General features: G+C 70.9%; 13 protein-coding genes. 2 read left to right on the forward strand and 11 right to left on the reverse strand.

Going from position 1 to position 18,956, the window contains the following annotated elements; all coding sequences use genetic code 11:
- The first annotated feature begins 42 nt into the window (after window positions 1-42).
- On the forward strand, window positions 43-747 hold the full coding sequence (locus tag D458_RS0113260) for a maleylpyruvate isomerase N-terminal domain-containing protein (RefSeq protein WP_017587237.1): 705 nt from the start codon (window positions 43-45) through the stop codon (window positions 745-747).
- A 220-nt stretch (window positions 748-967) separates the two neighbouring features.
- On the opposite strand, the gene D458_RS0113265 is transcribed toward D458_RS0113260, so the two are convergent.
- The 4 genes from D458_RS0113265 to gltB all read right to left on the reverse strand — a co-directional run bounded on the left by D458_RS0113265 (window position 968) and on the right by gltB (window position 8,671).
- The gene (locus D458_RS0113265) at window positions 968-1,861 is read right to left on the reverse strand and encodes a hypothetical protein (protein WP_017587238.1); all 894 of its coding nucleotides are present in this window, start codon (window positions 1,859-1,861) and stop codon (window positions 968-970) included.
- Between the two features lie 129 nt (window positions 1,862-1,990).
- Window positions 1,991-2,374, reverse strand: a complete 384-nt coding sequence (locus D458_RS0113270) for a DUF2784 domain-containing protein (RefSeq protein WP_017587239.1) — start codon at window positions 2,372-2,374, stop codon at window positions 1,991-1,993.
- A 258-nt stretch (window positions 2,375-2,632) separates the two neighbouring features.
- Window positions 2,633-4,087, reverse strand: coding sequence for a glutamate synthase subunit beta (locus D458_RS0113275; RefSeq protein WP_017587240.1), 1,455 nt, complete (start codon window positions 4,085-4,087; stop codon window positions 2,633-2,635).
- Window positions 4,088-4,114: 27 nt separating this feature from the next.
- Window positions 4,115-8,671, reverse strand: coding sequence for a glutamate synthase large subunit (gene gltB / locus D458_RS0113280; protein WP_040702382.1), 4,557 nt, complete (start codon window positions 8,669-8,671; stop codon window positions 4,115-4,117).
- A gap of 579 nt (window positions 8,672-9,250) precedes the next feature.
- On the opposite strand from gltB, the gene D458_RS0113285 reads away from it, so the two are divergent.
- Window positions 9,251-11,128: a bis-aminopropyl spermidine synthase family protein gene (locus D458_RS0113285; protein ID WP_017587242.1), complete on the forward strand. Its 1,878-nt coding sequence runs from the start codon at window positions 9,251-9,253 to the stop codon at window positions 11,126-11,128.
- Between the two features lie 131 nt (window positions 11,129-11,259).
- Here D458_RS0113285 and D458_RS0113290 read toward each other — a convergent pair whose 3' ends face one another.
- The 7 genes from D458_RS0113290 to trpB form a co-directional block, all read right to left on the reverse strand.
- Window positions 11,260-12,096, reverse strand: a complete 837-nt coding sequence (locus D458_RS0113290) for a hypothetical protein (protein ID WP_017587243.1) — start codon at window positions 12,094-12,096, stop codon at window positions 11,260-11,262.
- A gap of 355 nt (window positions 12,097-12,451) precedes the next feature.
- Window positions 12,452-13,633 carry a hypothetical protein gene (locus D458_RS0113295; RefSeq protein ID WP_017587244.1) on the reverse strand — a complete coding sequence of 394 codons (1,182 nt, stop codon included), beginning with the start codon at window positions 13,631-13,633 and terminating at the stop codon, window positions 12,452-12,454.
- 105 nt (window positions 13,634-13,738) lie between these two features.
- Window positions 13,739-14,851: a prolipoprotein diacylglyceryl transferase gene (gene lgt / locus D458_RS0113300; RefSeq protein ID WP_017587245.1), complete on the reverse strand. Its 1,113-nt coding sequence runs from the start codon at window positions 14,849-14,851 to the stop codon at window positions 13,739-13,741.
- A gap of 55 nt (window positions 14,852-14,906) precedes the next feature.
- Window positions 14,907-15,890: a DsbA family protein gene (locus D458_RS0113305; RefSeq protein WP_017587246.1), complete on the reverse strand. Its 984-nt coding sequence runs from the start codon at window positions 15,888-15,890 to the stop codon at window positions 14,907-14,909.
- Window positions 15,891-15,949: 59 nt separating this feature from the next.
- Complete coding sequence (locus tag D458_RS0113310) at window positions 15,950-16,465, reverse strand: MauE/DoxX family redox-associated membrane protein (protein ID WP_017587247.1); 516 nt, start codon at window positions 16,463-16,465, stop codon at window positions 15,950-15,952.
- 330 nt (window positions 16,466-16,795) lie between these two features.
- Complete coding sequence (gene trpA, locus D458_RS0113315; protein WP_017587248.1) at window positions 16,796-17,608, reverse strand: tryptophan synthase subunit alpha; 813 nt, start codon at window positions 17,606-17,608, stop codon at window positions 16,796-16,798.
- On the reverse strand, window positions 17,608-18,825 hold the full coding sequence (trpB, locus tag D458_RS0113320; RefSeq protein ID WP_017587249.1) for a tryptophan synthase subunit beta: 1,218 nt from the start codon (window positions 18,823-18,825) through the stop codon (window positions 17,608-17,610). Before trpB ends, trpA begins: the two co-directional genes overlap by 1 nt.
- Between the last annotated feature and the right edge of the window lie 131 nt (window positions 18,826-18,956).

Genomic DNA, 18,956 nt, shown 5'->3' on the forward strand with positions numbered 1-18,956 from the left:
CGGCCGGTGGGCCGTGTTCGGCGTCTGCGAGGGGGTTTTGGGGTGTTCGATCGTTCTGTGGTGGTGACGGCTCTGGCGGCGGAGGTTGCGGCGTTGGAGGAGGTGCTGCTGGGGTTGTCCGAGGCGGAGGCGGTGCTGCCGACGCGGTGTGTTCCGTGGGACGCGGCGGCGTTGGCGGTGCACACGGTGGGTTCGTTGCACCAGGTGACGGTGGCTTTGGACGGGGAGGTGCCGGATCCGGGCCTGTCGCTGGTCTCAGCGGCGGGGTACTACGCGCCGGACGTGCGGTTCTCGCCGGAGGTGAACACGAAGCGGGTCCAGGGGGCGGTGGCGTCGGCGGCGCGCCGGTCGGACGCGACCGAACCGGGTCGGGTGCTGCGGGGGGTCTGGCGGGCGCTGGGGTCCCGTCTGGCGGAGGAGCCGGAGGGCCGGACCATGATGACGCGTCATGGTGATCCGATGCTGCTGACGGACTACCTGGTGACCCGGGTGGTGGAGGTGCTGTTGCACGGTGTGGACCTGGCGGACGCGCTGGGACGGGAGCCGTGGACCTCGGCGGAGGGGCTGGCGCTGGTGCGCGAGGTGCTGTTCGGCGCCGCGGACCGGGAGGCCCTGGAGCGGGTGCTGCCGGGGGCGTTGGGTGCGCGTTCGCTGGCCGCGGTGCGTGTGGTGACGGGTCGTGCGCCGGAGCGGTTGGAGCGCGGAGTTCTGGAGGGTGTCGGGGTGCGGGCGCTGGCTCTGGGCTGATCCGGGTCCGGCCGCTGTCGTGGGTCCTGCGGCCGGAGGGCCTGTCGCCGGTCGGGGGCCGTGGTCGGGTCCCCCGGTCGCACGGGGTCGTGGTGGGGCGCCCCGCGTGGTGTGTGCGGGGCGCCCGTGTCGCTGGTGCCCTCTGCCCTGCTCCGTCTGCTCTGTTCTCTGTCGTCCTCGGGCGCTCTCCTCCGGTGGTTCCGCGGCCCGATGGTGCCTCTCAGGCGGTGCGGCGGGGCCGGGGCAGGTCGAACTGGATGCGGCCGTAGGCGCGCAGGATGCGCAGGCGCTGGATGGTGCGCATGCCCTCTCGTTCCAGGGTGGCGGCGGTGTCCCAGTGGTCCCAGCAGGCGTCCCAGCCGCCGTCGGCGCGCTGCTGCTGTTCGAAGGCTTCGAGGTTGCGTTCGATCTCGTTGTCGGTGAAGAGCGGTCGGGCGATGTGGCCGGGGTGGCAGGCGAGGTCGAGCGGTGTGTGGACGTGGCCGGTGGCCCGGGGGTGGACGTCGATGACGGCGCGGATCATGCGGGCGACGTGGTTCATGGCGTCGGTGGCGCGTTCGCGGTCGGAGACGTGCTGGAGGAAGCAGCAGATACCGATGGCCTCGTGCGGGTCGGTCCAGTTGAGGGAGTCGATGTGCTTCCAGCAGTAGGCGGTGGCGGTGTCCCTCCACGGATGGGTGATCTTGTTCTTGTGGAGCAGGCCGGTGATCATCGTGGTGACGTCGAGCCGACTGCTGAAGTCGTCGGTCTTCTGGTACCAGGGGGCGGCCTCGGTGTGGCGGACGTTGGGCAGGACGGCGGGCAGGCCGCCGTCGTCGTTGGTGGCCGAGGCGAGGTAGCGGCAGACGCCGTTGCCGAGGTCGGTCGGAACGGGGCCGAGTTCGTCCAGGTACCGCAGGGCGATCTCGGTCGCCACGGGTTGGCTGCCGTGGCCCCGCAGGTCGGGGTCGAGGCCGTTGCCGTAGCCGCCGTCGAGGTTGCGGTGGGCGGCTAGGGCGACCCGTACGGGTTCGGCGGATCCTGCTTGGAAGTGGTAGGCGAAGCGGTGCCGGTCGATGAGCCGGGCGCTGCGCATGATGAAGTGGTCGGCTGCGCGGTAGGAGTCCCAGGTCACAACGGTCATAGTTCGACGGTAGGCGGCTGTGAGCCGAGGGTGAACAGCTGGACCGGGATCCATTCGCGATCTTTACGCGGGGTCCTTCGCGGAGCGGCGCCGGTTCGGCGGTGCGGGGCGCGGGGTGTCTCAGACCGGCTCGGGTTGTCCGGTGCGTCGTCGGCGCAGGGTGATCAGGGCCAGGCCCGCCCAGGACAGGACGACGACCGCGCCGACACCGGCCTGAACGGTCACGAGGTGGTCGGCCGGGTAGATGACGCCGGTGAGGTAGTGGTCGATGAAGCCCTCTTCGGGGAGTCCGGCCTGCCCGGCGTTCTCGCGGCCCCAGTTCTCGACGTAGGTGAGGGGGCAGATCCAGCCGACGACGCTGATGCTGAGTCCGTAGAGGGCGCAGCCGAGGTGGAGCCAGAAGGTGCGGGGCCACTTCCAGGCGAGGAAGCCGCCGATGGCCATGTAGAGGATGAAGGCCGCGTGGACGATCATGGCGGCGTCGCCGATGATGCGGTAGATCATTCGCCTCTCCTGGGGGTGGGGAGTCCGTCGGGCCCAGGGGCGTGGGGGTGTTGGTCGGCGCGGGCCGCCCCGTTGTGCGGCTCGCCTTCGGTACCGATCCTGCCGGTCGGAGGTCGGGACTCCGGCACGGGCGGGTCACGGGTGGACAACGCTCGACGGCCCGGGCCCTCGTGGCGGGGCCCGGGTGGTGGGACGGCGCCGGGCGCGGGGGTGGCCCCCGCGCCCGGTGTGTTCCGTGTCCGTCCCTGTGGGTTCCCGCTACACGAGCGGGCGCTCGGTGGGCGGGATGGCCACCGGCAGGGCGGTGTCGTCGGTGAGGTAGCGGTCCACGCCGGCGGCGGCGGAGCGACCCTCGGCGATGGCCCAGACGATCAGCGACTGGCCGCGGCCCATGTCGCCGGCGCAGAAGACGCCGTCGACGGTGGTGCGGTAGTCGTTGTCGCGCACGACGTTGCCGCGGCCGTCGAGTTCGACGCCGAGCTGGTCGAGCATGCCCTCCTTCTCGGGGCCGACGAAGCCCATGGCGAGGGTGACGAGGTCGGCGGGGATCTCGCGTTCGGTGCCCTCGACCGGTTCGAAGCCGTTCGGGCCGCGCTTGACCTCGACGAGCTTCAGCGCGCGGACGTTGCCGTTCCCGTCGCCCAGGAACTCCAGGGTGTTGACGGAGTAGATCCGCTTGCCGCCCTCCTCGTGGGCGCTGGTGACCTTGTACAGCATCGGCATGGTGGGCCAGGGCTGGTGGTCGGGGCGCTGGGCGGGGGGCTTGGGCATGATCTCGAGCTGGGTGACCGAGGCGGCGCCCTGGCGGTGTGCGGTGCCGACGCAGTCGGCGCCGGTGTCGCCGCCGCCGATGACGACGACGTGCTTGCCCTCGGCGTGGATGGGCGCGCGGTCGAGGTCGCCCTCCTGGACCTTGTTGGCCAGGGGCAGGTACTCCATGGCCTGGTAGATGCCCTGGAGTTCGCGGCCGGTGGCGGGCAGGTCGCGCCACTTGGTGGCGCCGCCGGTGAGGACGACGGCGTCGTTGTCGGCCTTGAGCCGGTCGACGGTGATGTCGACGCCGATGTCGACGCCGGTGCGGAAGGTGGTGCCCTCCGCGGTCATCTGGGCGAGGCGGCGGTCGATGTGCCGCTTCTCCATCTTGAACTCGGGGATGCCGTAGCGGAGCAGGCCGCCGATGCGGTCGGCGCGCTCGTAGACGGTGACGTCGTGTCCGGCGCGGGTGAGCTGCTGGGCGGCGGCCAGGCCGGCGGGGCCGGAGCCGACGACGGCGACCTTCTTGCCGGTGCGGTGGGTGGGGGGCAGGGGCTTGACCCAGCCTTCCTCCCACGCGCGGTCGATGATGGAGACCTCGACGTTCTTGATGGTGACGGCGGGCTGGTTGATGCCGAGCACGCAGGCCGATTCGCAGGGCGCCGGGCAGAGGCGGCCGGTGAATTCGGGGAAGTTGTTGGTGGCGTGGAGCCGTTCGATCGCCTCGGCCCAGTCGTGGGTGTGGACGAGGTTGTTCCACTCGGGGATGAGGTTGCCGAGCGGGCACCCGTTGTGGCAGAAGGGGATGCCGCAGTCCATGCAGCGTGAGGCCTGCTTGGTGACGGTGCCTCGGTCGAAGTCCTCCTGGACCTCGCGCCAGTCCTGGATGCGGACGTCGACGGGGCGGTGCTTGGGGAGCTCGCGCTCGGTGATCTTCAGGAAACCCTTGGGGTCAGCCATGGTCGTTCCTCCTTTCGTGTGCTGACTTCAGGACTGCGCGGAGGCCATGACGGCCTCGTTGACGTCGCGTCCTTCGCGTTCGGCCTCGGCCTGGGCGAGCAGGACGCGCTTGAAGTCGCGCGGCATGACCTTGGCGATGCGGTCGAGGCCCTTGTCGCCCTGGGCCAGGAGGCGTTCGGCGACGGCGGAGCCGGTTTCGGCGTGGTGGCGGGTGAGGGCGTCGGTGAGGAACTCGCGGTCCTCGCCGGTGAGCTCCTCGATGTCGACCATTTCGCCGTTGACGCGTTCGGTGTCCAGGTCGAGGACGTAGGCGATGCCTCCGGACATGCCGGCGGCGAAGTTGCGTCCGGTGCGGCCGAGGATGACGGCGCGGCCGCCGGTCATGTACTCGCAGCCGTGGTCGCCGACGCCTTCGACGACCGCGAGGGCGCCGGAGTTGCGGACGCAGAAGCGTTCGCCGACGATGCCGCGGAGGAAGAGCTCTCCGGAGGTGGCGCCGTAGCCGATGACGTTTCCGGCGATGATGTGGTCCTCGGCGACCAGGGTGGAGGTCTGCGCAGGGCGGACGATGACGCGGCCGCCGGACAGGCCCTTGCCGACGTAGTCGTTGGCGTCGCCGGACAGGCGCAGGGTGATGCCCTTGGGCAGGAAGGCGCCGAAGGACTGTCCCGCGGAGCCGGTGAAGGACACGTCGATGGTGTCGGCGGGCAGGCCGGTGGCGCCGTAGCGCTTGGTGACCTCGTGGCCGAGCATGGTGCCGACGGTGCGGTTGACGTTGCGGACCGGGAGTTCGAGCCTGACCGGTTGGCCGAAGTCGAGTGCGCCCTCACTGAGCTGGATGAGGGTGTTGTCCAGGGCCTTTTCGAGGCCGTGCTCCTGGCCGCGCCGGTGGGAGCGGTGGTCGCCGGCGATGGGCTCGACCTCGTGCAGGATCGGCGACAGGTCCAGGCCCTGGGCCTTCCAGTGGCCGACGGCCTCGGCGGTGTCGAGCAGGTCGACGGCGCCGATGGCCTCGTCGAGGCTGCGGAAGCCGAGCTGGGCGAGGTATTCGCGGACTTCCTGGGCGATGAACTCGAAGAAGTTGACGACGTACTCGGCTTTGCCGGAGAACCGCTCGCGCAGGGCGGGGTTCTGGGTGGCCACGCCCACGGGGCAGGTGTCGAGGTGGCAGACGCGCATCATGACGCAGCCGGAGACGACGAGGGGTGCGGTGGCGAATCCGTACTCCTCGGCGCCGAGCAGGGCGGCGACGACGACGTCGCGGCCGGTCTTCATCTGGCCGTCGGTCTGGACGACGATGCGGTCGCGCAGGCCGTTGAGCAGCAGGGTCTGCTGGGTTTCGGCGAGGCCGAGTTCCCAGGGGGTGCCCGCGTGCTTGAGCGAGTTGAGCGGCGAGGCGCCGGTGCCCCCGTCGTGGCCGGAGATGAGGACGACGTCGGCGTGCGCCTTGGACACGCCGGTGGCGACGGTGCCCACGCCCGCTTCGGAGACCAGCTTGACGTGGACCCGTGCGGACGGGTTCGCGTTCTTGAGGTCGTGGATGAGCTGGGCGAGGTCCTCGATGGAGTAGATGTCGTGGTGGGGCGGCGGCGAGATGAGGCCGACGCCGGGGGTGGAGTGGCGGGTGTCGGCCACCCACGGGTAGACCTTGTGGCCGGGCAGCTGGCCGCCTTCGCCGGGCTTGGCGCCCTGGGCCATCTTGATCTGGATGTCGTCGGCGTTGCTGAGGTAGTGCGAGGTGACGCCGAAGCGGCCGGAGGCGACCTGCTTGATGGCGCTGCGGCGCAGGTCGCCGTTGGCGTCGCGGGTGAAGCGGTCGGGGTCCTCGCCGCCCTCGCCGGTGTTGGACTTGCCGCCGAGGCGGTTCATCGCGATGGCGAGGGTCTCGTGTGCCTCGGCGGAGATGGAGCCGTAGGACATGGCGCCGGTGGAGAAGCGCTTGACGATCTCCGAGACGGGCTCGACCTCGTCGATGGGGACGGGTTCGCGCACGCCCTCCTTGAGGCGGAAGAGCCCGCGCAGGGTCATGAGCTCGGCGGCCTGGTCGTCGACCTTGTTCGTGTACTCCTTGAAGATCTCGTACGAACGGCTCCGGGTGGAGTGCTGGAGCTTGAAGACGGTCTCGGGGTTGAACAGGTGGGGTTCGCCCTCGCGGCGCCACTGGTACTCGCCGCCGACCTCCAGGCGCCGGTGGGCGCTGGGGTTGGCGGTGTGGGCGCGGCGGTGGCGGATGGCGACCTCTTCGGCGAGGACGTCGAAGCCGACGCCGCCCAGGCGGGAGGTGGTGCCGGTGAAGCAGCGGTCGATGACCTCGTGGCCCAGGCCGAGGGCCTCGAAGATCTGGGCGCCGGTGTAGGAGCTGACCGTGGACACGCCGATCTTGGACATGATCTTCAGGACGCTCTTGCCGAACGCCTTGACGACGTTGGCGACGGCCTGGTCGGCTTCGATGCCACCGATGACACCGCGCTCGACGAGGTCGCGGACGGTCTCCAGGGCCAGGTACGGGTTGACCGCGGAGGCGCCGTAGCCGATGAGGAGGGCCACGTGGTGGGCTTCGCGCACGTCGCCGGCCTCGATGAGCAGGCCGACCTCGGTGCGGGTCTTCTCGCGTACCAGGTGGTGGTGGACGTTGCCGGTCAGGAGCAGTGACGGGACGGGGGCGCGCTCGGCGTCGGCGCGGCGGTCGCTGAGGACGAGGATGTGGGCGCCGTCGGCGATGGCCGCGGAGACCTCGGTGTTGATCTCGTCCAGGCGGGCGGAGAGGGCGTCGCCGCCGCCGTCGACGGGGTAGGTGCCGTCGACGGTGTAGGTCTTCAGTGCCGGGTTGGTCCGCCCCGCGGCGACGATGGAGGCCAGCTGGGCCTGGTCGACGACCGGGGTGGGCAGGACGAGGCGCTGGGTGTCGCCGGGTGCCGCGTCGAGGATGTTGTGCTCGGCGCCGAGGAGCGTGGAGAGGCTGGTGACCATCTCCTCGCGGATGGCGTCCAGCGGCGGGTTGGTGACCTGCGCGAAGTTCTGCGAGAAGTAGTCGAAGAGCTGGCGCGAGCGGTCGGACAGGGCCGCCACGGGGGTGTCGGTGCCCATGGAGCCGATCGGCTCGGCGCCGGTGCGGGCCGTGGGGGTGAGGATGACGCGGAGCTCTTCCTCGGTGTAGCCGAACACCTGCTGGGCGCGGTTGAGGTCGGTGACCGGGGTGGGCTCGGCCTCGGGGAGGTCGGCCAGGCGCAGGATGCCGGAGTCGATCCACTCCTGGTAGGGGTGTTCGGCGGCGAGTTCGGCCTTGATCTCCTCGTCCTCGATGATCCGCCCCTGGGCGGTGTCGACGACGAAGATGCGGCCGGGCTGGAGCCGGCCCTTGCGGACGACGGTGGCGGGGTCGATGTCGAGGACGCCGGCTTCGGAGGCCAGGACGACGAGGCCGTCGTCGGTGACCCAGTAGCGGCCGGGGCGCAGTCCGTTGCGGTCCAGGACGGAGCCGACGAGGGTGCCGTCGGTGAAGGACACCGAGGCGGGGCCGTCCCAGGGCTCCATGAGCGTGGAGTGGTACTCGTAGAAGGCCCGTACGGCCGGGTCCATCTCGGTGTGGTTCTCCCAGGGCTCCGGGATCATCATCAGGACGGCGTGGGGCAGGGAGCGGCCGCCGAGGTGGAGCAGCTCCAGGGCGTCGTCGAAGGACGCGGTGTCGGAGTCGTCGGGGTCGACGATGGGGAAGATGCGGTCGAGGTCGCCGGGGATGAGGTCGGTGGCGAGCTTGGCCTCGCGGGACCGCATCATGTTCCGGTTGCCCTTGACCGTGTTGATCTCGCCGTTGTGCGCCACGAAGCGGAACGGGTGGGCGAGCGGCCAGGACGGGAACGTGTTGGTGGAGAACCGGGAGTGGACCAGGGCCAGGCCGGAGCTGTAGCGGCGGTCGGACAGGTCCGGGAAGAACGGCTCCAGCTGCGGGGTGGTGAGCATGCCCTTGTAGGCGATGGTGCGCGGGGACAGGCTCGGGAAGTAGACGTCGGTCTCGTGCTCGGCGCGCTTGCGGACGCAGTAGGCGTGGCGCTCGAGGGCGATTCCGGTGAGGCCCTCGGTGGGGGTGCCCTCGGTGCCGGCGATGAAGATCTGCCCGAAGTAGGGCATGACCTCGCGGGCGGCGGGCCCGCTGTACTGGGGCTCGAAGGGGACCTCGCGCCAGCCGAGGAGGGTCAGGCCCTCGTCGGTGACGATGGCGTTGATCTTCTCCACGGCGGCGGCGCGCTCGGCGGCGTCGGAGGGGAGGAAGCCGATGCCGGTGGCGTAGGCGCCGGCGTCGGGGAGCGGGAAGTCGCAGACCTCGGTGTAGAGCTCGTGCGGAACCTGGGTGAGGATGCCCGCGCCGTCGCCGTCGTCGGGGTCGGCGCCGGAGGCTCCGCGGTGGTCCAGGTTGCGCAGTACGGTGAGCGCCTTCTGCACGATGTCGTGGCTGCGACGTCCAGTCAGGTCGGCGACGAAGCCCACTCCGCAGGCGTCGTGCTCGAAGGTGGGGTCGTACAGGCCCTGGGGTGTGGCGGTCGCGTTCGTTCGGACGGACGAACGCCGCACGTTTCCAGCAGGCATCTACCCTCCTGTCGTCTTAGATCGGCTTCGTGAAAAGCGCATCCGGGACGACGTTGGCCCTGCTGCGTGCGTGATGCTGTTGTGTCCGCCTGGGGCGGGGTTCCCGGCTGTGCGGGGTGCCCGGTCCGGTTCACCGTGTTGCGTGCACGTCTTCGTGTCGCCGGTGGTGGTCGGGCTGCCCGCTGCGGGCAGGTTCTCTTATACATGCTGGTCCAGCCCCGATGCGAATCGAAGGTCTAGACCAGGTGGCGCCGCGGTGCGCCGTCGCTTCTTGCGTGCCCGATCTGTGGAAGGTGACACGCGTCCCTCTCGGATTCAGGTCCGATGAGAGCTGGCCTAGCCGGTTTTTCCACGAGGGAACCCTGCTAAACCTCCCAAAGTGGGTAAAACCCCGACTGGAGGTCGGTTCTTCACCCCGGGCAGCACGGCGAAGCGCGCCGCTCACCCACATTACCCCGGCGTTAACGCCGCGCCCAAGGGGGGAGGAAGTGACGCGAGGAGTGATATCTCCCTCATCCGCGACGAACCACCCTGACCTGCGTCACCGGTGTGGCCCGCGAGGCGTGGGAGGATCGCGGAATGGCAGGACACCCGACTTCCCCCGGCCCGGACGAGTCCGGAGCCGACACCCCGAACGAAGCCACCCGCGTACCCGGAGTCCCGGTTCTGGAGACACCCGCGGCCCTTCGGCCCGACGAACGCCCGTCCCGGCTATCCGGCCCTCCCCACCCGCCCCTCCCCGAGGCGGCGCAGGACTTCCTGCGCGCGCACGGCCCCGACGCCCCGCGGCCCAGGCTGATCCTGTCGCTGCTCTCCGACGGGCGGTGGTGGAGCGCCAACGACCTGGTGCGCGCGGGCGGTGTCGCGTACGCCGTGGTGTCCTCCCTGCTCAAGGAGCTGGAGGCCGCCGGGGAGCTGGTGCGCGAACCCGGCGGCGACCGGTGCCGGCTGGCCCGCCCCGGCCACTACACGGGGGCGACGGCCCCGGTGCTCGCCGACCCGGTGGCCCACCTGCTCTCGGACCATCCCCGGGCAGCCGCGGAACTCGTGCGGGCGGTCGCCGAAGGACCTTCCTCGGACCTGGACCTGGACCACGTGTCCGCGACCGCCGAGACCGCCCTTCGCCGGGCGCTGTTCCTGGCCACCCGGTTCGACCTGCGCCAGCGCACGGTCCTGTGCGTGGGCGACCACGACCTGACGTCGGTGGCCCTGACCCTGGTGGAGCCCGGGGCGCGGGTGGAGGTCGTGGACCTGGACGAGCGGGTGCTGGCCCACATCGACGCGGTGGCCGACCGGCTGGGGCTGGCGGTGCGCACGCACAGCGCCGACCTGCGGCTGGGGCTGCCCCCGGTGCTGAGGGAGAGCTCCGACCTGGTGTTCACCGACCCGCCCTACACCCCCGACGGGGTGGAGCTGTTCGTACGGCGCGGGGTGGAGGGTCTGTCCGACCCCAAGCGCAGCCGGGTGCTGGTGGCCTACGGGGCCAGTGAGACCACCCCGAAGCTGGCCGCCGCGACCCAGGCGCGACTCGTGCGGTCGGGGCTGCTCATGGAGGCGGTGTGGCCGGACTTCAACCGGTACCTGGGCGCGGAGTCGATCGGCGCCGCCAGCGACCTGTACGTGCTGCGGCCGCTCGCACGCACCCTGCCCTCCCCCGGCGGCGACGCCTCCCGGGTGTACAGCCAGGGGGTCAACGCCAAGGAGGCGCGGGGCGGGCTGGACGTGGAGCGGGCCTCGGCGGTACTGGACCGGGTCACCGAGCTGGTGCGCGCCCGGGGCGCGCAGGGCGCAGAGGGCCCTTCGGGGGACGGAAGCGCCGAGGCCGTCGAGAGCGCCGGGCCTGACGAGGGCGTTGTCCCCGCCCTGGTCGGCGACTGGCCGCGGGAGGTCACCAAGGAGGTGCGGGTACGCCTTTCCACGTGGATGAACTCCCCCACCGCCGTCGGGACGTGCGCGGTGGTCAACCTCACCGGCGGGTGGGAGCGGTTGGCCGCCCGGGCGGCGCTGGCCGCGACCACCGACGACACCTTCGTGCTGGTGCCCTCGTCCTCGCGTTGGGTGCGCGACGAGGCGGGCCAGCGCGCGTTCCGCGCCATGGTCGAGCCCGGGAGGCGGGTGCGGTTCCTGCGGGGGCTGGGCGCCCCGGACCTGACCGCGATCCGGTTGACGCGCAACCCGGAGCCGGGCGGGAGCACCGGCCGGTTGCTGGCCCACGTGCAGGGCAGCGCGCACGGCACGCTGACCACGACGCTGCGGACGGGTCTGGTGGAGGTGTCGGCCTGGCGGGGGCGACCGGCCAACAAGCGTACGGCCCGGCACGCGGTGGCGTCGGCTCCGGACTGGGTGGCCGGGCACAGCCTGTTGGACCTGCCCGAGCACCGCTTCTCGGAGCTGCGGGTCCTGGCCTCGGAACTGGTGGCGCGGGTGGAGGAGATCCAGGCGGAGAGCCGGACCTAGGGCCTGGGCGCAGGGCCCGTGCACGGAAGCGGGGCCCGGCGGGACGTGTGTCCCCCGGGCCCCGCTTCCGTATCCGCGCCCAGCTATCCGGCTGGGCCCTTGTCCACCTGCGCCCTCATCCAGCCAGGCCCTTATTCACCCGGGCCGACCGGGGCCTCGACCTGGTCGTCGGCCGGGGGCTGGTCCTCCAGGGGCGGGTCCTCGACCAGTCCCTCCTCGGTGCCCTCCTCCGTGCCGGTCTCGGTCGGCTCGCCGTTGTCGAGCTCGCCCAGGCGCCGGAAGAAGGGGTTGCGGAAGTTGGCCAGGGTCACCAGGGGGGTGACCAGGCTGACCCGCTCCTCGACCGATTCGGAGTCGGTGGGCTGGACCCAGATCACCACGAGGTAGTGGCCGGTGATGATCGCGTCGGCGGCGCTGTAACCGCTGCCGAGGCGGTCGAAGGGGTCGTTGCCCGTGGGTGAGAGGACGAAGCCCGGGTCGACCGGCTCCTCGCCCTCCTCGGTCTCGGGCAGCTCCATGGCACGGGCCACGGCGCGGCTGGCCTCGATGTCGGCCAGGTTGAACACCGCGACCACACCGAAGACGTCGTCGTCCGAGAGGTAGGTGGCGCGTCCCGCCTGGGTGCAGTCCGCGTCGGCCAGGGCCTGCTGGACCTGCTCGCCCCAGACCGCGGCCGAGCAGTCCTCGGTCAGCTCCGATTCACGCATGGTGAAGTCGAGGCTCTGGCCGGAGATCTCGGAGTTGTGCCGCTCGAACAGCTCGCCCTCGTTCAGGGGGCGGGAGTCGTCCTCCCGGGAGGCCAGCACCGTGTTCATGTTGCTGTCCTGGGAGTCCTGGACCTTGTACAGGGCCGGGCGGGTCTCCTGGGCGGCCTGCTCCCCGGCGTCGTCTCCGGAGAGTTGGAAGTACAGCACCGTGCCAAGGGCGATGAGCGCCACGACCAGCGCGCCGATCAGGAGGGGCAGCATCCGGCCGAAGCGCCGGGGCTCCTTCTTGCGTCGGCCGCCGTTCTTGCGGCGCCCACCCGCCCGGCTGTCGGTGGACGGGGCTGGGAGCTCGTCGGACTCGCTGCTTTTCCTCCGGCGGCCCGGCCTGCCAGGCGTCGGCGGTTCAGAAGGGGACACCCAAAGGACCTTTCCGTGGATGCGGGCCGGTCACGCGAGGTGACCGGCCCGGTTGCGCTCGGGAGTCGAGGGGGATGTCTCCCGCCTCGTCACGACCCAGGGCCGTGCTCCTGGAGCATCCGCGGAACACACCCTAGCGGGCGGGTCGATCTGTCCGAGATCCTATCGGGGCGCCCGACAGGGCCGGACAGTTCCGTTCCTACTCCCCCTCGTCCTCGGGGTTGTGCGCGACGACCTCGTCGTAGACGAAGGAGAACGCGCTCTGGGAGACCACGCTCGCGGTGGCGATGCCGGCGTCGTCCCCGGGCGGGGAGCCGTCCGCGGCCGCGACCCAGTACACGGCCAGGTAGTGGCCCATGACCTGGGTGGTGGCCTGGCTGTAGCCGTCCTGGAGCCCTTCGACGCCCTCGACCTCGCGGGGCAGCAGGAACCCGGGCCCGGTCTCGGTGTTGGCGGGGTCGATGGCGGCGGCCACCTCGGTGGCGCTCTCGCTGTCGGAGAGGTCGAACAGGGTCACCTGGGCGACGTACTCCTCATCGGAGTCGGTGTAGACACCGGAGGCCGCGTTGAGGCAGTTGGCGTCCAGGAGGCTCTGTCCCAGCTCCTCGCCCCACACCAGGGAGGTGCAGGAGTCCGTGACCTCGGAGTCGCGCAGCTGCAGGTCCATCCCGGCCATGTCGAGCTCCTCGACCGGACCGAACACGGCCTCCTGGGTCATGGGTTCGACGTCGTCGGGACGCTGGTCGATGGAGCCGAACACGTCGGGGCGGTCGGGCTCGAACAGGTAGAGCTCCGGTGTGATGGTGCTGTGCCCTTCGGGCGGGGCGACGACGCTGTCCTCGCCTCCGGCGGTGTTGCCGCCGGTCCCGGTGACGAGCTGGTAGGTCAGCACGCCCAGGAGGGCGACCAGAGCGATACCGAAGGCGCCCAGCAGCACGCCCAGCACGGCGGTGCCGCGCTTGCGCTTGCTCTGTTCGGCGAGGGTGTAGACGATCTGGTTGGGCCGCTCACCCAGGACCGACACCTTCTTGATCGCGGACGCGGAGAAGGCGGAGACGCGTCCCACGCCCTTCCTGTCCTTGCCCTTGCGCCGCCCCTGGCGGCCCGCGGCACGGCCGGACTCGTGGGCCCGGTCCTCCTCGGTGTCCTGGTCGTCCCCGTACCCGGAGTCGGGGTCGTCGTCATAGCCGTCGTGGTCGGCCTCGGCCCGGGCCGGGGCGTGACCGTACTCGGCGGAGAAGTCCTCCTCCGGGTCGTACTGGTCCTCGTACCCGTCCTCGGGGCCGTAGTCGTCGACGTGCTCCTCGGTGCGGGCGCTGGCGGCGCGGCGGGATCCGCCGCGCCGACGTCTGCGTCCGTATCCGGACTCGGCTCTGCTCACGGTCTTTCTCAATCGTCAACCCGTGGTCTGCTCGACTGGTGCGGGAAAAGCCGTACGGCGCGGTCGGCCACGGGCCGGTGCGCCTCGGTTCGGTGTTGTCCCGCTCTACTCGGGCTTCGACCCGGAGTTGTCCCCGCCCTTGTCGGCGTCGTCCTCCGTCGAGCCCTCGCTACTAGATCGCTCAGGGCTCGGGTGGTATTCCGTGCCGGCGCCCTCGGAAGAGCCCGTGGCCTGGTCGAACACCGAGTCGTCGGTGTCAACCGCGCTGTAGACAGTGCCTTCCTCGGTGGTCGCGCCGTCGGTTGTGTCTCCGAACACCTGGGTTCCGGCGTCGTGACCGTGGGGGACGACGGCGGTGGAGAAGGAGTCGATGCGGCGGCCGGCCCAGACGAAGTAGGCCAGAGCGCCGACGAAGACGGCGACGGAGGTCCAGTTGTTCAGGCGCAGGCCGAAGAAGTCGTTGGCCGGGTCGACGCGCAGGTACTCGATCCAGAACCGGCCGACGCAGTAGCCCATGACGTAGAGGGCGAAGAGGCGGCCGCCCTGGAGGGAGTTCTCGAAGCGGCGCCCGAGATAGGCCAGGAGGACGGCCAGGGCCACGCACCACAGGGACTCGTAGAGGAAGGTCGGGTGGTAGGTGGTGACGCCGACCTCCATGCCCGCCCGCATGTGGCCTTCGGGGGTGGGGTAGATCTCGAGGGCCCAGGGCAGGTCGGTGGGGCGGCCGAAGAGTTCCTGGTTGAAGTAGTTGCCCCAGCGGCCGATGCCCTGGGCGAGGGGGATCGTGGGGGCGATCGCGAAGGAGAGCTTGGACATCGACAGTCCGCGCTTGCGGGCGACCAGCCACACGCCGACGGCGCCGAGGGGGACGGCACCCCAGATACCCAGGCCGCCGTTCCAGATGTAGAGGGCCTGGATGGGTTCCTTGCCCTCGCCGAAGTACAGTTGCGCGTCACTGATGACGTGGTACAGACGGCCGCCGATCAGGCCCAGGATCACGGCCCAGACCGCCATGTCCATGATCGTGCCGGGCTCGCCCCCCATCGCCTTCCAGCGGCGCTCGCTCCAGAAGACCGCGACGATGACCCCGGCCAGGATGCACAGGGCGTAGAAGTGGATCTGGAACGGCCCGATGGGGATCGCGTTGATCTCGGGGCTGGGAATGGCCGCGAGGGCGCGACCGAACTCGGCCGCACCCTCGGAAGCTGTCGACGACAATGTCACTGCTCTGCTCTCGGGTTCGCCCCGCACGCGGGGGGTCTGTTCAGGGGTTCTACTCCGCTTCACCCCCGTCGTCTTCACCCATGGGCCGGGTGTCGACCTCGCCGTCGCCCGCGGAGGCGATCGCCTCGGTCAGGCCCCTGGCGGTCATGGCGGTGTTGTTGTCGAGCAACTCGCCGTTGATGTAGACGGAGGGTGTGCCGCGGAACTCGTTCTCTCCGCTGTAGCGAGTGTAGGCCGTCCCGGTGGCGTCGATGATCTCGCCCGTGTAGGTGCCTTCGAGGAAGGAGGGGTCGTGCCCGTTGTCGGCTCCCCAGGCGATGAGGTCGGTCAGGACCATGGTGCCGATGTTGGCCTCGCCGATCTGCTCGGTGGCGTCAGCGGTGAGAGCGGGCAGGAAATCCTCGGTGAACTCGGTGACGACGGCGTCCTCGGCGTCGATCCGCTCGTCGAACTCGCCGGCCTGGTCATCGGTGGCGTCGGTCTCGCGGAACCACTCCTTGAGGTCGCTGACGCTGAAGCCCTCGCGCCCCTCGGCGGGCTGGTTCTCGAAGAGGGTGTCGTTGTAGTCGACGAAGACACCATGGTCGGCGGCGGCGCGGGCGGCGGCCCCGGCGCGGAGTGAGTTCGAGCTGATGGGCGTGGGCTGCTGGGCGAAGATGCTCACCGGACGGAAGTGGACGACGGCGTTGCCCTCGGCGGCCTGCTCCTTGAGGACGTCTCCGTTGAGGAGCTCGAACTGGCGGCAGGCCGGGCACTGGTAGTCGGCGTAGACCTCGACGACGGGAGCGGAGACGCCCTCCTCAGCCATCACGACGCTGCCGTCGTCCTGGAGGGTCTGGGCGGCGATCGGACCGTCGTAGCCGTCACTGCGGTCGGAGTTGAGGATCGCGTAGCCGATGCCGACGACGAGCACGACCACGGCCACGGCGGCGCCGACGACGATCAGGGTCCGGTTGCGTTTGGCGGCCCGCTTCTCCTTCTCCCGCTGTTCCCTGAGCTTTTCGCGGGAGCGCTTGCGCGCTTCACTCCCCATGGCTTTCCTCTGTTTCTGACTTTACTGGAGGTGGTCGGTCGTCGCCCCGGGCCCGGAGGTCACCGGAAGAGCCCGAGGGCGCGGTCGAGGGCGAAGGGGGAACGGGGCCAGATCGCGGCGAAGGCGCCCATGGCGGCGAAGGCGATGTCGCGCGCGATGGAGAGCCCGTAGGTGGTCTCCCCCGGATCGACCTGGCCGCCGCCGCCGAAGCAGCCGCAGTCGATGTTCAGGCCGCGGACCATCGCGGAGACGATTCCGGCGATGAAGACGACCATGAGGAGGGCGCTGGCGGCGCCGACGTAGCGGGTGGCCAGTCCGGCGAGGAGCAGCAGGGCGAGGGCGAGCTCGAAGAGGGGGAGGGTGTAGCCGATGAGTTGGGCGACCTCGGTGGGGAAGAGGTCGTAGGCCTCGACCGCCTGGACGGAGAGGGCGGGTGGGAACTTGGTGACGGCGGCGGTGATGAGGACGGCGGCGAGGCCGACCCGGCAGGCGAGGGTGATCCAGGGTTGGACCGTCTCCCAGCGGGTGGGCGGCTGGGGGGCCGGGGCGGGGTAGCCGTCGTTGGTGTCCGTCATCTGTGTGGCCTTCGGGAGAGGGGGTCGGTCATCCGCGAGCATGGCGCTGGGTGCGCCTGCCGTCGCTCTGGGTATCGGAACAAAGCCTACTGTGTGTAGTGACCTTGTGACACGGGGAGGCGAATCCGGGCGGAGCCAGGGCACCCCCGGGCGGTCGGAGCACTGCCATCACACCACCGAATCGTCGGCTCCGTGGCCGGTTCAGGGGGTTTCGGGGGGTGCTCTCACCCGATTCTCACTCTCTTAACCGTGTGCTTGACCAGGCACACAGAAGCGGCGGGCCGCCCCGGAGGTGTGCCCCCCCGCCGGCCCGAGGGCCCGGAACGAGCACTACCGGGACCGGACGCCCCCGGCGAGCTCCTCGGCGAAGGAGCGGACCGCGATGAGTCCGGTCTCCAGGTCCGGGGCGTCCAGGATCCGCTGGCAGAACCCGGCGCCCACGATGACGCCGTCCGCGTAGGCGGCGACCTCGGCGGCCTGGGAGGCCGTGGAGATGCCCAGGCCCACGCAGATCGGCAGGCCGGACTCGGCGGTGACCTCACGGGTGCGGCGCACCAGGGTCGCGGCGGTGTCGGCGACCTGGGTGCGGGTGCCGGTCACCCCCATGAGGGAGGCCGCGTACACGAACCCGCTGGAGGCGCGGGTGGTGAGCTCCAGGCGGCGATCCGTGGAGGAGGGCGCCACGAGGAAGATGCGGTCCAGTCCGGCCTGGTCGGAGGCGGCGAACCACTCGTCGGCCTCCTCGGGGATGAGGTCGGGCGTGATGACCCCGGCCCCGCCCGCCTTGGCCAGCTCGGTGGCGAAGCGCTCCACACCGAAGCGCTCGATCGGGTTCCAGTAGGACATGACCAGGGCGGCAGCCCCGGTGGCGGCCGTGGCCTCCACCACCCGGAAGACGTCGTCGGTGGTGGTGCCCGAGGCCAGCGCCTGGTCGGCGGCGCGCTGGATGGTGGGGCCGTCCATCATGGGGTCGGAGTAGGGCAGACCGACCTCGATGACGTCGCAGCCGCCCTCGACCATGGCCTGGATGACCCGGATCGAGGACTCCACGTCGGGGAACCCGGCGGGCAGGTAGCCGACGAGCGCGGCGCGGTCGGCCTCGCGGGCCTCCGCGAGTTTGGTCTGGAGTGTGGTCGCGGCCATTACGCCTGTCCCTCCGAGTCGACGAGGCCGAAGTACGCGGCCGCGGTGTTGACGTCCTTGTCGCCGCGCCCGGAGAGGTTCACCAGGATGACGGCGTCGGGCCCCAGGCGCAGGCCGAGCTTGAGCGCTCCGGCCAGTGCGTGGGCGCTCTCGATCGCGGGGATGATGCCCTCGGTTCGGCAGAGCAGGCGGAAGGCCTCCATGGCCTCGGCGTCGGTGACGGCCTCGTAGGACGCGCGGCCCGTGTCGGCCAGGTGGGCGTGCTCGGGGCCCACCGCCGGGTAGTCGAGCCCGGCGGAGATGGAGTGGCTGGGCAGGGTCTGGCCGTACTCGTCCTGGAGGACGAAGGTACGGGCCCCGTGGAAGACGCCGTGGCTGCCCGCGGTGATGGAGGCCGCGGTGCGGCCGGTGTCGGCGCCCTCTCCCCCGGCCTCGAAGCCGTACAGGGCGACGCTCTCGTCGGGGATGAAGGCGGCGAAGATCGCGATGGCGTTGGATCCGCCGCCGACGCAGGCGGCGACCGCGTCGGGAAGCTTCCCGGTGAGTTCGAGGACCTGCTCGCGGGCCTCGGCGCCCACGGTGAAGTGCAGGTCGCGCACGAGCTTGGGGAAGGGGTGCGGTCCGGCCGCGGTCCCGAAGAGGTAGTGGGTGTGGTCGACGTTGGCCACCCAGTCGCGGAAGGTCTCGTTGATCGCGTCCTTGAGGGTGCGGCTGCCGATGGTGACCGGGACGACCTCGGCGCCGAGCAGCTCCATGCGAGCGACGTTGAGCGCCTGGCGCTTGGTGTCCTCCTCCCCCATGTAGATGCGGCAGTCCAGGCCCATCAGGGCGCAGGCGGTGGCGGTGGCCACACCGTGCTGGCCGGCCCCGGTCTCGGCGATGACGCGGGTCTTGCCCATGCGCTTGGTGAGCAGCGCCTGGCCCAGCACGTTGTTGATCTTGTGCGAGCCGGTGTGGTTGAGGTCCTCGCGCTTGAGGAGGATCCGGGCGCCGCCCGCGTGCTGGGAGAAGTTGCGGGCCTCGGTCAGCAGACTGGGACGGCCCGCGTAGCTCTTGAGGAGCTCGTCGAACTCCGCGTGGAAGGCGGGGTCGTCCTTGGCCTTGGCCCACTCGGCCTCGACCTCGTCGAGGGCGGCGATGAGGGCCTCGGGGGCGAACCGGCCACCGAAGCGGCCGTAGTGCCCTCGGTCGTCGGGCACCGGTTGGGCGTGGCTCATGGGAAGTTCTCCTGGGAAAGAAGAGGTCGACCGCGGAGTCCCCCGGGGCGTCGCGCCGCGGGGGGCCGCGCGCCGACCGGCTGTGCGCCGCCTGGCTCCGGCGGCGTGAGTTGGTTCGGGTCAACGCGGCG

Origin of the sequence: Nocardiopsis ganjiahuensis DSM 45031 (assembly GCF_000341085.1) — a bacterium.
Classification (GTDB): Bacteria; Actinomycetota; Actinomycetes; order Streptosporangiales; family Streptosporangiaceae; genus Nocardiopsis; species Nocardiopsis ganjiahuensis.

What these genes read in the sequence shown, in the direction of transcription:
- trpA (WP_017587248.1), bottom strand. Translation starts at nt 17,608, where the DNA reads ATGGCCGCGACCACACTCCAGACCAAACTCGCGGAGGCCCGCGAGGCC.
- D458_RS0113310 (WP_017587247.1), bottom strand. Translation starts at nt 16,465, where the DNA reads ATGACGGACACCAACGACGGCTACCCCGCCCCGGCCCCCCAGCCGCCC.
- D458_RS0113305 (WP_017587246.1), bottom strand. Translation starts at nt 15,890, where the DNA reads ATGGGGAGTGAAGCGCGCAAGCGCTCCCGCGAAAAGCTCAGGGAACAG.
- D458_RS0113270 (WP_017587239.1), bottom strand. Translation starts at nt 2,374, where the DNA reads ATGATCTACCGCATCATCGGCGACGCCGCCATGATCGTCCACGCGGCC.
- D458_RS0113275 (WP_017587240.1), bottom strand. Translation starts at nt 4,087, where the DNA reads ATGGCTGACCCCAAGGGTTTCCTGAAGATCACCGAGCGCGAGCTCCCC.
- trpB (WP_017587249.1), bottom strand. Translation starts at nt 18,825, where the DNA reads ATGAGCCACGCCCAACCGGTGCCCGACGACCGAGGGCACTACGGCCGC.
- D458_RS0113285 (WP_017587242.1), top strand. Translation starts at nt 9,251, where the DNA reads ATGGCAGGACACCCGACTTCCCCCGGCCCGGACGAGTCCGGAGCCGAC.
- D458_RS0113290 (WP_017587243.1), bottom strand. Translation starts at nt 12,096, where the DNA reads ATGCTGCCCCTCCTGATCGGCGCGCTGGTCGTGGCGCTCATCGCCCTT.
- gltB (WP_040702382.1), bottom strand. Translation starts at nt 8,671, where the DNA reads ATGCCTGCTGGAAACGTGCGGCGTTCGTCCGTCCGAACGAACGCGACC.